We start from the raw sequence: 13,220 nt of genomic DNA, 5'->3' as shown, positions 1-13,220 counted from the left end.
CTGATGTCAGTACTCACGCCGTTCGACCCCAGCTATGACCCGTTGAAAGACGCCACTCCCGGTGTCGGGCGGGACTACGCGCCGAGCTACTGGCGCCATCACGCCGGGCCTCCACCGCAGGACGACGGCCCGGTGGATCGCGACATGGACGTCGACGTGGTGCTGATCGGCGCTGGTTTTACAGGCCTTGCCACTGCGCTCTTTCTGGCGCGTGAGTACGGCATCAAGGCGACCGTGCTGGAGGCCAACCAGATCGGCTGGGGTTGCACCAGCCGCAATGGCGGCCAGGGGCATCTCGCCTGGGGCCGCCTGAGTCGCAGCCAGTGGGTGAAGCGCTGGGGCCAGGACGTCGCCCGGCGTCTTCACGCCAATAGCCTCGAGGGCTTCGAGGTATTCCAGTCGATGGCCGAGGACCCCGAGATCGACTGCGAGCCGCAGAACCACGGCAACCTGTTGATCGCTCACAGCGCCAAGGCACTCGATGGACTCAAGGAGGAGTCACGGCTGTGCAATCGGCTGCTGGGCTACCCGACTCGGGTGCTCGGTCGTGATGACGTGCTCGAGGGTTACATCGGCGACCAGGAGGCCCAGGGCGCCATGCTGGAGCCGGTGGGAATCGCCGTTCAGCCGCTCAAGCTGGCCTACGGCTACGCCCGGGTGGCACGGCGGCTCGGAGCCAGGATTCACACCGCAAGCCCCGTCGAGGGCTGGACCACCGAGGGTGGGGTGCATCACCTCAGGACCCCGGGGGGTGTGGTGCGGGCGCGTGCCGTGGGCATCGCCACCGCGGGTTATACCAGCCCCCAGCTGCACCGGGTCACGGCCTATCGCAATATGCCGATCATGGCCAACTCGGTGTGGACCCGGACCTTGACCGACGACGAGGTCGAGGCCTGCGGCTTTCGTTCCACCGTGCTGACCACCGATACCCGCAAGCTGCGCTACTACTATCGCTTTCTGCCGGAAAGGCGCCTGCAGATCGGCACCCGTAGCGCGATCAGCGGTGCCGACGCCCAGAACCCGCGCCACCTCAAGGTGGTCCACGATGCCATCGCGCGAAAGTTCCCGGCCATCGCCGGTATCGAGACGCCCTGGTTTTCCCACGGCTGGATGGATATCTCCCACGACATGATGCCGAGGATCGTGCAGCCGGACCCCGGCAGCAGCATCTTCTACGCCCAGGGATACAGCGGCAATGGCGTGGCATTTTCTGCCTATGCCTCAAAAAAGATGGCGGCGCTGATCGCCGGCGAATCGCTCAAGGAGGCCGACCTGCCGATCTTCAATTCGCCCTTGCCCGGGCACCCGCTGAGGCCGGTACGTCGCCTGGGCCAGCGTGCCCTTTACCGGTACTTCCAGGTGCTCGACAGCCTGCGATAGCCATGGCAATGGAGGGCGCCGCCTAGGCCTGGCGTCCTCTTCTCACCACCACGATTCACGACAACTGCTACGCACAACCGTGACTCGCAACGACCGCGCCTCACAGCGGCCAACATGTCCCGACAGGAGACACACCCCATGACGACAATGACAAACGAGACACTCAATCGCCTCTTCGCGGCCTTCAACGCCCACGATATCGACGCGGTGATGAGCTACTTTGCCGACGATATCGTCTTCGATACCGTCGCCGGGGACCAGGCCCATGGCACCCGCATCGTGGGCAGGGAGGCCGTCAAGGCCGCCTTCGAGAACACCTGGGGGACCATGCCTGACGTGCAGTGGATCAACGGCAGGCACTATTTCGTCACGGGCGGCGTCGCCGACGGTGGCAGCGATGGGCCAGGCGCTGGCGGCGAGCGTATCGTCTCCGAGTCGACCTTCGTCGCCACCCAGCCAGACGGCAAGCGAGTCGAGGCGGACGGGGTCGATCTGTTCAGCGTGCGAGATGGCAAGATCACCCGCAAGCAGGCGTTTCGCAAGCAGCGTCCCGCCTTTGACCCCAGTTGACGCCTTATCCCCCGTGCGATGCCTTAGCCCCCGGTCGAGCCTCTGGTAGTCTAGGTCCACGCCAATAATGATGGGAAAAGCGATGGCCAGGACGAAGGACGCCAGCAAGGACGCCAGCAAGGAGGCCAGCAAGGAGGCCAGCAAGGAGGCCACCCGGGATACCCGCGAGGGTCAGGACGCCCTGCGGCTCGGTCAGCAGATCCGCGATCTGCGCAAGGCGCGTCAGATGACGTTGGCCGAGCTTGCCGAACGGGTCAACCGCTCGGTGGGCTATCTGAGTCAGGTCGAACGGGGCGCGTCGTCGCTGCCCATCGGCGTGCTGCAGGCGATCAGCGAGGCGCTGGGGGTGCGGGTGAGCTGGTTCTTCGAGGCCGACAATGACGTGCCCGAGCACGAGCGGGACGCGATCGTGCGCGCCTCCGGCCGCCGGGCCATGGAATTTTCAGGCATCGGCGTCCGTGAAGAGCTGCTGTCGCCGCGTCTCAGCGGCCAGTTGATTCTGATCATGACGCGGCTGGAACCAGGCGGCAGCGGCGGTGAGGTGCCCAGGCAGCGCAAGGGCGAAGAGGCCGGCTACGTCGAAGCCGGGCAGCTCGAACTCACCATCGGTGATCAATGCCATCTGCTGGAGGCGGGCGACAGCTTCTCCATCACCGGCGATCAGCCCCACCTTATCCGCAACCCCGGCGATATCGAGACGAGGGTGGTATGGGTGATGACCGGGGTCGACTACTAGGGCTTGTCTGAGAAAGTGCCTGCGCTCGGTAACACGGCGTTAAACATCGGCTGGTGCGTCAGTCCGGTAAACATACTCGTTTATACCCCGTAAACTGCGCTTTCTCACCGATTGTTGCCTTGTCTGGCCTTCGCTCGTCGACTTTTCGGACGACGCCCAAGGCGCCCGGAGCGGTGTCCGGGCGTTCACTCCACGTGTTCTCTCCACGTGTTCTCTCCACGCGTTCTCTACAGGCAGGCTTTTCGGTGGCCGGCGAGGCCTTCAGGTGGGCAGTCGGTTCACTGGCCACAGCACCTTCTCGCCACTGGCGAAGCGCACCGCTTCCTCGGCCACCTTGCGCTTGAGCTCTTGCGCGGCGTCTTCTGAATACCAGGCCATGTGCGGCGTGATCAGGCAGTTGTCGATGCCCCTGAGCGGGCTGTCGGCGGGCAACGGTTCCTGCTCGGTGGTGTCCAGGGCGGCGCCGGCAAGCCTGCCTTCCTTCAAGGCCTGGGCCAGGGCCGTCTCGTCGATGATGCCGCCACGGGAAGTGTTGATCAGATAGGCCGAGTCCTTCATCCGCTCCAGCGCCGCGGCGTCCACCAGATGGCGGGTTTCCTCGGTCAAGGGGCAGAACAGTCCGATCACGTCGGCCTCCTGGAACAACTCATCGAGTTCCAGGCAGCGAATCTCGTCGGTGCCATCTTCGGCGTTGGGCTGATGGTAGCGGTCGTGGGCGATGACATTGAAGCCCAGCGCCGCCATCTTGCGGGCGTAGAGCCGGCCGATGCGACCCAGGCCGACCACCCCGGCGGTCATCCGGGTCTGGCGTCGGATCGGCATGGCATCGGCGTACTCCCAGCGTCCGGCCTGGCAGCCGGCGTTCATCGGCACCAGCTTGCGAATCAGCGCCAGGCTCAGGGCCAGGGCGTGATCGGATACCTCGTGCATGCCGTAGTCCGGGACGTTGCAGACCTGGACCCCGGCGGCGCTGGCGGCCTCGAGGTCGACGTTGTTGACGCCGACCCCGTAGCGCACGATCTGCTTGAGATCGGGCAGGGCCTCGAATACCCGGCGGGTGAAGGGGGCGTACTGGTTCAGGGCGATATCGACGCCCTGGAGCTGTTCGATCAGCGCATCTTCGCTTTGGCATTCAAGCAGCGGGACATCGAAGCCCACGCGCTTGAAGATCTCGGTTTCCACGTCGTGGTTGGCGTGGTCGAGGTCGGTAAAGACGATCTTCATGCAAGTCTCCTGTCAGCGGCCGAGGTAGCCGCCATCGACGGGCAGGGTGACACCGTGGACATAGTCCGAGGCAGGGGAGGCCAGAAACAGCAGCGGTCCTTTCATGTCGTCGCCATTGCCCCAGCGCCCGGCGGGAATGCGTGCGGTGATCTCGGCGTTGCGACCCTCGTCGGCCAGCAGAGCGCTATTCATGTCGGTGGCCATGTAGCCCGGGGCGATGGCGTTGACGTTGATGCCCTTGGCTGCCCATTCGTTGGCCAGGGCCTTGGTCAGCTGCATCACGCCGCCCTTGCTGGCGGCGTAGGCCGGCACCGTCATGCCACCAAAGAACGACAGCAGCGAGGCGATATTGATGATCTTGCCCTGGCCGTCGGGCCCTTCGACGTCGCGCTCGAGCATATGCCGGGCGGCGAGCTGACACAGCTCGAACACCGCCGTCAGGTTGACCTCGAGCACCGCCTCCCAGTCATCGGCGGGGAAGTGCTCGGAAGGGTGGCGGCTCTGGACGCCGGCGGCGTTGACCAGGATGTCGAGGCGACCGCCGAGCTTGGCAAGGGCAGCGTCGAAGCCCTCGCTGCGCTGCTGGCGGCTAGCCAGATCGACGACCACGCCATGACAGGCGCTGGTCGACGTGGACAGGCCCGAGGCGACCTCATGGACCTTGTCCGACGAGCCCAGGATGACGACCTCGGCGCCTGCCTCGAGCAGGGCTTCGGCCATGCCGAGGCCGAGGCCCCGGGTTCCGCCGGTGACGATGGCCTTGCGGCCGTGTAGATCGAACAGCTTCATGATTGGCAGTCCACCAGAACCTTGACGGTGTTGAGGGAGGGCGTGGCGATCATCTCGAAGACACCGGCCGCGTCGGACAGCGGCACCACCTGGGTGATGGTCTGGCGCAGTTCATCGGCCAGGGTGTCGGCCAGAGCAAGGGCGTCGCCGAACTGCTTGTGGGTGTAGACCCGGGAACCGATCAGGGTCAGCTCCTTGAAGTTCACGTCGATCAGATTGACCGCGTGGGCCGCCTTGTGGGTGGCGGTCAGGCAGATGGTGCCACCGACGCGTACTACCTTGGTCATCTCCAGCGCCGCGCTCTCGACGCCGGAGCACTCGAACACGGCGTCGGCGCTGTCGCCGCCGGTGGCGCTGGCCACCCGCTCGACCAGGCTCTCGCTGCGCACGTCCACGGTATCGAAGCCGAGCTGGTGACACAGCCCCAGGCGGCCTTCGTCGACGTCGGAGACGATCACCCGGGAGGCACCTGAGTGGCGCAGCACGATGGCGGTCAACAGGCCGATGGGGCCGGCGCCCATCACCACTGCGCTGTCGAGCAGCGCAAAGCGCGCCTGGTGCAGGGTCCTGACCACCACCGCCAGGGGCTCCACCAGGGCCGCGACCTCATCGGACAGGCTGTCCGGCACCTTGAACAGCACGCTTTCGTCGATCCACTGATGGTCGGTCATGCCTCCGTCACGATCGATGCCGATCAGCCGCAGGTTGGCGCAGACATGCGGGGTGCCGTTGCGACAGGGATGGCAGTCGCCGCAGGAGATCAGCGGGTAGGCCACCACTCGGTCGCCCACCGCGAAGCGCGAGTCCGGCGGCGTCTGCTCCACGCGTCCGACGAATTCGTGGCCCAGCACCAGGGGCGCCTGGGCGCGCGGGTGCTTGCCCGAGTAGATACCGATGTCGGTGCCGCAGACACCGCAGTAGAGCATGCGAACCTTGACGGCGCCGGCCCGCTCGGCGGGCTCCGGTACCTCGGTGACCTCGACCTGGCGGGGGCCGGTATAGACCAGTGCTTCCATGGGGGTTCCTCGTGTCGTCGGGGCGTTGTGAAGAGGGAGAATTCAGGCGCTGTGCTGCTGGCGCTCGGCGCCGCTGTCGCTGCCGAGCCGTGCACCGCCGGTGCGATGAGGGGCCATCCGGTCGCGGTCGAACTCGACCCCGATGCCGGGGCTGTCCGGGGCCACCGCGCGACCCTGGTCGAGGACCAGCGGACGTCGGGTGTAGTGATCGATGGGGAAGGAGTGGATCTCCATCCAGCCGGCGTTGGGCTGGGCCGACACCAGGCTTACGTGCAACTCCTGCATGCCGTGGCTGCAGATGGGCAGGCCGTAGTGGCGGCTCTGGCGGGCGACATCGAGCCAGCCGCTGATACCGCCGCAGTTGGAGGCGTCGGGCTGGATGAAGGATAGCCGCGCTTGTTCGAAGGCGTAGCCGAATTCGTGAGAGGTGTGCAGGTTCTCGCCCATGGCCAGGGGCATGCCGGTCGCCTCGGCGATTTGGGCATAGCCCTGGTAGTCATCGGGAAGGGTGGGTTCCTCGAACCAGGTGATGTCATAGGGCGCGAAGGCCCTGGCAGCCTCGATGGCGCCATCGACGCTCAGCGCGTAGTTGGCGTCCACCATGAAGGGACGCTCGGGGCCGATCAGCTCACGTACCCGCGCCACCCGCTCGACATCCTCGGCAAGGGTCGGGCGGCCGACCTTGATCTTGATGGCCTCGGCGCCCTGGTCGAGGTAGCCCTGAACGTTGGCAAGCAGCCGCTCGAGGGAGAAGTTGAGGTCGATGCCGCCGAAGTAGGCCTGGCACTGGCGGCCCTGGCCGCCGGCCATCTGCCATAGCGGCTGGCCGAGGCGGCGGCCCTTGAGGTCCCACAGCGCGATATCCAGCGCCGAGATGGCGAAGGCGGCGATGCCGCCGCGGCCCACGTAGTGGATGTGCCACAGCATGTCGTCGTAGCAGCCGGCGATGTCACCGGCGTCACGCCCCAGCAGCATCGGCGCCAGGTCGTGCTCAAGCAGTGCCAGAATGGCGTTTCCGCCGCGCCCGCCGGTGTAGGTGTAGCCGGTACCGCTGTGGCCATCCGCGGTGGTGACGGTGGCGGTCACGACCTCGAAGTCGGTGTGCACGCCATGCTTGGCATCGCCCATGGGCTCGCTCAGCGGCAGTCGGTAGAGGTCGAGCTCGATGGAGGTGATCGTCGACATGGGAGGATTATCCTGTGTTGCGTGTGCGCGTGATCTGCACCTGGATCGCGATCACGACGAAGAGAAAGGCGCCGCGGATGACCATCTGCCAGTAGGCGCTGAGGTTGAAGGTGCCGAGTCCGTTTTCGAAGTTCAAAAGGTTGAAGATCAGACCGAGCATCAAGGCGCCGATCAGCGTCGCCACCAGCGACCCCTTGCCGCCGGTCAGCAGGGTGCCGCCGACGACGACGGCGGCGATGGCGGTCAACTCCCAGCCTAGTCCCTCCAGCGGCTGGCCGGCGCCAAAGCCCGAGGCCAGAAAGACCCCGGCGAGCCCGGCACAACCACCGCTGATCAGGTAGGCCAGGGTCTTGGCCTTGCGTGCGGGCAGGCCCATCAGGTGGGCGGCTTCCTCGTTGTCGCCCACCGCGAGCATGGTGCGGCCGATGGGGCGTTGTTCCAGCAGCCACCAGAGACCGGCGCCGACCACCAGGGTGATGGCGAAGCTCCAGGGCAGCAGGCCGCCGATCGACTCCATCCCCAGTCGGGTAAAGCCGCTGGCCCAGTCCACCGGCACCGTCTGGTTGCCGCTGATGATCAGGGCGGTGCCCTTGGCCGCCAGCAGGCTCGCCAGGGTGGCGATAAAGGGAGGGATATGCAGGCGCGTGATCATCACCGCATTGACCAGACCCGCCGCCAGTCCGGTGGCGAGCCCGGCCAGGAGCGCCGGGACCAGGCCGTAGGGGCTGACGTAGGCGGCGGTGACCGAGGACAGCGCCGCCACCGTGCCCACCGACAGGTCGATGCCGCCGGTGATGATCACCAGGCACATGCCCAGGCTGATCAGCACGAACATGGCGTTGTAGTTGAGAAAGGATGAAAGATTGTAGGCGCTGCCGAAATTGTCGTAGCGGATCAGGCCGAGGCAGATCAGTGCCAGCAGGATCACGCAGACCCCGGTGGCCTGGCCATTGTCGGCAAGGCGCTGGCGCCAGGAGACGGTGGTCATGTCAGTGGGCTCCTCTGGGCGTCTGGAGATACACCGCCAGCACGATGATGGCGGCCTTCACCACCAGCGCTACCTCGTCGGCGACGCCGTTGGCGAGCAGGGTGTAGCGCACCAGTTGAATGATCGCGGCGCCGAGGATGACCCCGGCGATGGGGGCCTTGCCGCCCTTGAGCAGGGCGCCGCCGACCACCGCCGCGGCGATGGCATCGAGTTCCATCAGGTTGCCGTTCTTGGCCGCGTCCGAGGCGGAATTGATGGCCACGGTGATCAGCCCGGCGAGGCCAGCGAGCAGGGCACAGCTGGTGTAGGCCGCGAGCTTGACGCGGGTCACCGGGACCCCGGCCATGCGTGCTGCCTGGGGGTTGCCGCCGGTGGCCAGCAGGTAGCGGCCGTAGCGGGTGCGGGCGATGACCCAGGCCACCACCAGGGCGATGACCACCACCAGCCAGCCCTGGAAGGGCAGGCCGAGTAGCCGACCGGCGCCGAGGAACTCGAAGGCGGGATTGTCGAAGGTCTGCAGGTTGCCGTTGGTCAGCATCTGGGCCAGACCGCGACCGGAAATGAACAGCACCAGGGTGGCGATGATCGGCTGCACGCCGAAGCGACTGACCAGCACCCCGTTGAACAGCCCGCAGGCCACGGCGACCGCCAGGGCCACGACGATGGCCACCAGGGTCATCGCCAGCGGCGCCTGCTGGCCGAACTCCGACAGAAAGATCAGCGGCGCCAGGGCGCCGGCCAGGGCCATCACCGCGCCCACCGACAGATCGATGCCACCGGTGGCGATGACCAGGGTCATGCCGATGGCGACGATGGCGATGGTCGACACCTGGGAGACGTTGACCGACAGCGTCTGCCACTCGAGAAAGTTGGGGGTGATCGCGACATTGAACAGGATCAGTGCCAGCAGGGCGACGAGCAGCGCCAGGCTGCGGGGATTCACCGGCATGGCCTGGCGCCATCGCGGGCTGGCCGACCGGGGCGTCGCCTGACGGGAGGAGTGGAGCGACGTCATGGTGCGGTCTCCTGGTGGTCGGTGGCGGTAGCGGGGGATCTCTCGTCGTCACGCGCCGCGCCGTCGGCTCGGTCGTGCTGGGCGGTGGCGATGGCGGTGACCAGGGCGTCTTCGCTGAGCCCGGGGTTGTCGAGCACCCGGGTCGAGTGGCCTTCGTGCATGATCACCACCCGCTGGGCGCCCTCGGCGAGTTCCTCGAATTCCGAGCTGATCATCAGCACCGCGCCGCCCTGGGCCTGATAGTCCTGGACGATGCGCTGGATCTCGCGCTTGGCGCCGATATCGACGCCACGGGTCGGCTCGTCGAGGATCAGCAGTCGCGGCTGGGTCGCCAGCCACCGCGCCAGCAGTACCTTCTGCTGGTTGCCGCCGGACAGCTGGCCGATGGGTTGTTCCATGGAGGCGGTCTTGATCTTGAGCGCCTCGATAAAGTGTGCGGCGAGTTCGCGCTCGCGCCGCCTTTGAATGACGCCACGACGGCTCAGCGTACCGAGCAGGGGCAGGGTCATGTTCTCGCGCACGCTCATCTCGGGGATGATGCCCTCGACCTTGCGGTCTTCGCTGAGCAGCGCCACCCCCGCGGCGATGGCGTCGCGGCTGTGGCGGGGGGCGTAGCGCTGGCCGGCAAGTCGCATGCTGCCCCGGGTGCTGCGATCGAGCCCGAACAGGGCGCGGGCAAGCTCGCTGCGACCGGCCCCGAGCAGACCACCGAGGCCCACCATCTCGCCCTGATGCACCTCCAGCGAGGCGCCTCGCAGGCCCTTGTCGGTGGCCAGGGATTCGACCTCGAGCAGCGTCTCGTCGGTGTCGAGTTCCATCTCACGAAAGCTGGTGGTGCCGCTTGCCTGGATGTCCGAGGCCTTGCGGCCAAGCATGGAGGCCACCAGCTCCAGGCGTGGTGTCTCGCTGAGGGTACGCTGCTCCACCGTGGCGCCGTTGCGCATGATGGTGGCGCAGTCGCACACCGCGTAGAGCTCCTCGAGGAAGTGCGAGACGAACAGCACCGAGGTGCCCTGGGACTTGAGCAGTCGGATGACCTCGAACAGCCGCTGGACCTCGCGTTCGTCCAGCGAACTGGTCGGCTCGTCCATGATCACCAGCCTGACCTGCTGGGACACCGCTCGGCCGATGGCCACCAGCTGCTGGATGGCGGTGGAGTACTCGCTGAGCGGACGGCGGACGTCGATGTCCAGCCCCAGCTCCTCGAGCACCGTGCGGGCCCGTCGATGGGCCTGGGGCCAGTCGATCCCGCCCCACCAGTGAAGGGGCTCGAAGCCCATCATCATGTTCTCGGTGACCGAGCGCAGCGGCACCAGGTTGAGCTCCTGGTAGATGGTGGCAACGCCTGCCTGCTGCGCCCGGCGCGGGCCGGAGAAGGCCACAGGCTTGCCGTCGAGCAGGATCTGGCCGCTGGTCGGTGTGTAGACCCCGGTCAGTACCTTGATCAGTGTGGACTTGCCCGCCCCGTTCTGGCCGATCAGGGCGTGCACCTCACCCTGCGCGATCGTGAGTGAGGCGCCGTCGAGGGCGACGGTGCCTCCAAACCGCTTGTGGATGTCGCGCATGTCGATAAGCGCTGTCATGACGTGGTACCTGGTTGGAATGTCAGGTCGGGATCAACCGGCGTGGCTCAATAGGCGTCGTCGATATGCTCGGCGGCGTTGTCTTGGGTGAAGACACGGTCCTCGACGCGCACCCAGGGCTCGATGGTCTCGCCGGCGGCGTAGCGGTTGAGCACGTCGCAGGCCATCGGACCAAAGCGCGGCGACGACTCGACGCTGACCCCGAGCTTGCCGTCGAGGATCGCCTGCAGGGCGTCGCGAGTGCCGTCGATGGAGACCAGCAGCACGTCCTCGCCTGGGGTGCGTCCGGCCAGTTCCAGCGCCTGGATGGCACCGATGATCATCTCGTCGTTGTGGGCGTAGACCACGTTGACCTCAGGATGGGCCTGGAGCAGCGTCTCCATCACCTGACGACCGGTATCGCGGGCGAAGTCGCCGGACTGGGAGGCGATGATCTCCATGTTGTCCTGTTCGGCGATGACCGCATCGAAGCCTTCCTTGCGGTCATTGGCCGAGGAGGCGCCGGTGGTGCCCTCGAGCTCGATGATGTGGGCCTGATCGCCTTCGAAGTTATCGACCAGCCACTGGGCGGCGATGCGCCCCTGCTCGATGAAGTCGGAGCCGAGGAAGCTGACATAGTGCTCACCGGCCTTGGCGACCTCGTCATCGACGATACGGTCGACCAGGAACACCGGGATGCCTGCCGCACGGGCCTTCATCACCGCCGGGATCAGCGCCTTTTCCTCGCGCGGGGGCAGGAAGATCGCATCGACGCCCTGGGCGATCATGCTGTCCACGTCGGCGACCTGCTTGGCGGCGGAACCGGCCGCGTCGGTCACTGTCAGCTGCCAGTTGCACTCGGGGGCAATATCCCGAAACGACTGGGTCTCGGCGATGCGCCAGGGGTTGTTGCTTTCCATCTGGGCGAAGCCCACCCGGTAGCTGTCCTTCTGTTCCAGCGGCGGCAACTGCTGGGCCCAGCCGGGCATGGCGGAAAGTCCCAGCAGGGCGGCGGTGGCAAGCCCCGCCAGGCGGCGGGCACGGGGGTGACGGGCAGTCGGGGAGTGGTGGGTCGAAGGCATCGTGTTCTCCTGGGCTATTGTGCTTGTTGTCAAAAGAGCACCGCGTCGGCAGTGCTCCGTGCTGCAGGGAGGGGGCGTTCAATCGCCCCAGTTGACGTACATCGTCTGCTTCTTGAAGTAGGCGGAAAAACCGTACTTGCCGTCCTCGCCGCCGACGCCGGAGTGGCCCCAGCCCGAGTGATAGGCGTGGACCTGCTCGCCGTTGGCGCGATTGAAGTAGATCTCGCCGAAGCGCAGCTCCGAGGGCAGCCGCATCAGTCGCTTGAGGTCGCGGGTGAAGACATAGGCCGAAAGGCCGTAGGAGGTGTCGTTGGCGAAGGCCAGGGCCTGCTCGAAGTCGTCGACCCGCTGGATCGGCACCACCGGTCCGAACACCTCGTCGTCGATCAGCGGCGAGCGATTGTCCCGGGTCTCGACGATGGTCGGGGCGATCCAGTAGCCCTTGGCGTAGTCGCCTGAGTCGAGCGGGCCGCCTTCGAGCAGCACGCTGTCGCCCTGGGCGATACCGCGCTGGACCATGGCGGCGACCTTGTCGCGTTCGCCACGGCTGACCTTGGGGCCCATGTCGGGGTCATCCAGCGGATTGCCGATGCTCAGTGCGCGCGAGGCGGCAATGAACTTGTCGATGAACTCGTCGGCGATCTGGCGATGCAGGTAGATGCGCTCGCTGCAGGTGCAGATCTGGCCGCAGTTGGTATAGCGCGCGGTGACGGCGGCCTTCACCGCGGCGTCGACGTCGGCGTCTTCCATCACGATGAAGGGCGCCTTGCCGCCGAGCTCCAGCCGCACGATCTTGAGTTCCTCGGCGGCGCTGCGAAAGATCTGGCGCCCCGCCCGGGTACTGCCGGTCATGGTGATCAGATCGGTGTCGGGGTGCTCCACCAGCGCCTGGCCCACCACCGGTCCCTGGCCGGTCACCACGTTGAAGACGCCGGGCGGAAACCCGGCGCGCTCGGACAGCGCCGCCAGGTAAAGTCCGGCGAAGGGGGTGATCTCGTGACCCAGCAGGATAAAGGTGTTGCCCGCCACCAGGGCGGGGCCAGCCTTGCGCGTGGCCAGAGCCGCCGGATAGTTCCAGGCGGTCAGTCCGGCGACCACCCCGAGCGGCAGCGAGCGAATCTGAATTTCCTCGTGGCGATTGTCCGAGGGCAGAATGTCGCCTTCGATGCGTCTGGCCCACTGGGCGCTGTAGCGCAGAAATTCGCTGCAGGCGCCGACCTCGCCGCGAGCCTGGGACAGGGGTTTGCCCTGCTCCAGGGCAATCAGCCGGGCGAAGGGTTCGAGATGGCGATCGATCTCCTCGGCCCAGCGGGTCAGCAGCTTGCCACGCTCGTTGGCCGGTCGCCTGGCCCAGTCGGACTGAGCTCTGGTGGCCGCGGCGACGGCGGCGTCCACGGCGGCGGCGTCACCGGCGGGGACCTGGCCAAGCAGCGCCTCGCTGGCCGGGTTGTCCACCTCGATGGCGTGGGAGCCGGCATGCTCAAACCAGCTACCATCGACCCACATGCGGCCTTCCAGGGGGGTGGCACCGAACTGTTGGAAATCCATGGGGCGTCCTCTGTTGGGTAAGGCCAGAACGATTATTGGGTAACGCCAGAACAACGTTGGGGTGATCAGAACGTCTGTTGGATAACGCTGAAATGACGTTTGGTACGACCATATACTGTTGATGG

Annotated in this window: 12 protein-coding genes; 3 read left to right on the top strand and 9 right to left on the bottom strand. The window is 66.5% G+C overall.

Annotation, left to right across the window (positions count from 1 at the left end; genetic code table 11):
- Nucleotides 1–3: 3 nt before the first annotated feature.
- The 3 genes from NFH97_RS01960 (at nt 4) to NFH97_RS01950 (ending at nt 2,686) form a co-directional block, all read left to right on the top strand.
- Complete coding sequence (locus NFH97_RS01960) at nt 4–1,380, top strand: NAD(P)/FAD-dependent oxidoreductase (RefSeq protein WP_349624317.1); 1,377 nt, start codon at nt 4–6, stop codon at nt 1,378–1,380.
- A 138-nt stretch (nt 1,381–1,518) separates the two neighbouring features.
- Nucleotides 1,519–1,950 (top strand): nuclear transport factor 2 family protein, encoded by a 432-nt coding sequence (locus NFH97_RS01955; RefSeq protein ID WP_124802286.1) that lies wholly within the window; start codon nt 1,519–1,521, stop codon nt 1,948–1,950.
- Nucleotides 1,951–2,032: 82 nt separating this feature from the next.
- Nucleotides 2,033–2,686 carry a helix-turn-helix domain-containing protein gene (locus NFH97_RS01950; protein ID WP_349624316.1) on the top strand — a complete coding sequence of 218 codons (654 nt, stop codon included), beginning with the start codon at nt 2,033–2,035 and terminating at the stop codon, nt 2,684–2,686.
- Between the two features lie 261 nt (nt 2,687–2,947).
- Here NFH97_RS01950 and NFH97_RS01945 read toward each other — a convergent pair whose 3' ends face one another.
- The 9 genes from NFH97_RS01945 to NFH97_RS01905 all read right to left on the bottom strand — a co-directional run bounded on the left by NFH97_RS01945 (nt 2,948) and on the right by NFH97_RS01905 (nt 13,095).
- Complete coding sequence (locus NFH97_RS01945; RefSeq protein ID WP_349624315.1) at nt 2,948–3,910, bottom strand: C-terminal binding protein; 963 nt, start codon at nt 3,908–3,910, stop codon at nt 2,948–2,950.
- A 12-nt stretch (nt 3,911–3,922) separates the two neighbouring features.
- A complete protein-coding gene (locus tag NFH97_RS01940) occupies nt 3,923–4,699 on the bottom strand; it encodes an SDR family NAD(P)-dependent oxidoreductase (RefSeq protein ID WP_349624314.1) in 777 nt (258 codons plus the stop codon).
- Nucleotides 4,696–5,715: a zinc-dependent alcohol dehydrogenase gene (locus NFH97_RS01935; protein WP_349624313.1), complete on the bottom strand. Its 1,020-nt coding sequence runs from the start codon at nt 5,713–5,715 to the stop codon at nt 4,696–4,698. Before NFH97_RS01935 ends, NFH97_RS01940 begins: the two co-directional genes overlap by 4 nt.
- 42 nt (nt 5,716–5,757) lie before the next feature.
- Nucleotides 5,758–6,900 (bottom strand): mandelate racemase/muconate lactonizing enzyme family protein, encoded by a 1,143-nt coding sequence (locus tag NFH97_RS01930; RefSeq protein ID WP_349624312.1) that lies wholly within the window; start codon nt 6,898–6,900, stop codon nt 5,758–5,760.
- Between the two features lie 7 nt (nt 6,901–6,907).
- The gene (locus NFH97_RS01925) at nt 6,908–7,888 is read right to left on the bottom strand and encodes an ABC transporter permease (RefSeq protein ID WP_222569129.1); all 981 of its coding nucleotides are present in this window, start codon (nt 7,886–7,888) and stop codon (nt 6,908–6,910) included.
- Nucleotide 7,889: 1 nt separating this feature from the next.
- Nucleotides 7,890–8,903: an ABC transporter permease gene (locus NFH97_RS01920; protein WP_349624311.1), complete on the bottom strand. Its 1,014-nt coding sequence runs from the start codon at nt 8,901–8,903 to the stop codon at nt 7,890–7,892.
- Nucleotides 8,900–10,486 (bottom strand): sugar ABC transporter ATP-binding protein, encoded by a 1,587-nt coding sequence (locus NFH97_RS01915; RefSeq protein ID WP_349624310.1) that lies wholly within the window; start codon nt 10,484–10,486, stop codon nt 8,900–8,902. Before NFH97_RS01915 ends, NFH97_RS01920 begins: the two co-directional genes overlap by 4 nt.
- A 47-nt stretch (nt 10,487–10,533) precedes the next feature.
- On the bottom strand, nt 10,534–11,547 hold the full coding sequence (locus NFH97_RS01910) for an ABC transporter substrate-binding protein (RefSeq protein ID WP_124802272.1): 1,014 nt from the start codon (nt 11,545–11,547) through the stop codon (nt 10,534–10,536).
- A 78-nt stretch (nt 11,548–11,625) separates the two neighbouring features.
- Complete coding sequence (locus NFH97_RS01905; protein ID WP_253028734.1) at nt 11,626–13,095, bottom strand: aldehyde dehydrogenase family protein; 1,470 nt, start codon at nt 13,093–13,095, stop codon at nt 11,626–11,628.
- Nucleotides 13,096–13,220 lie beyond the last annotated feature (125 nt).

It is taken from the genome of Halomonas sp. SCS19 (genome assembly GCF_040147015.1).
In the GTDB taxonomy this organism is placed as follows: Bacteria; Pseudomonadota; Gammaproteobacteria; order Pseudomonadales; family Halomonadaceae; genus Halomonas; species Halomonas litopenaei.
This window is presented reverse-complemented; position numbering and strand designations above follow the sequence as displayed.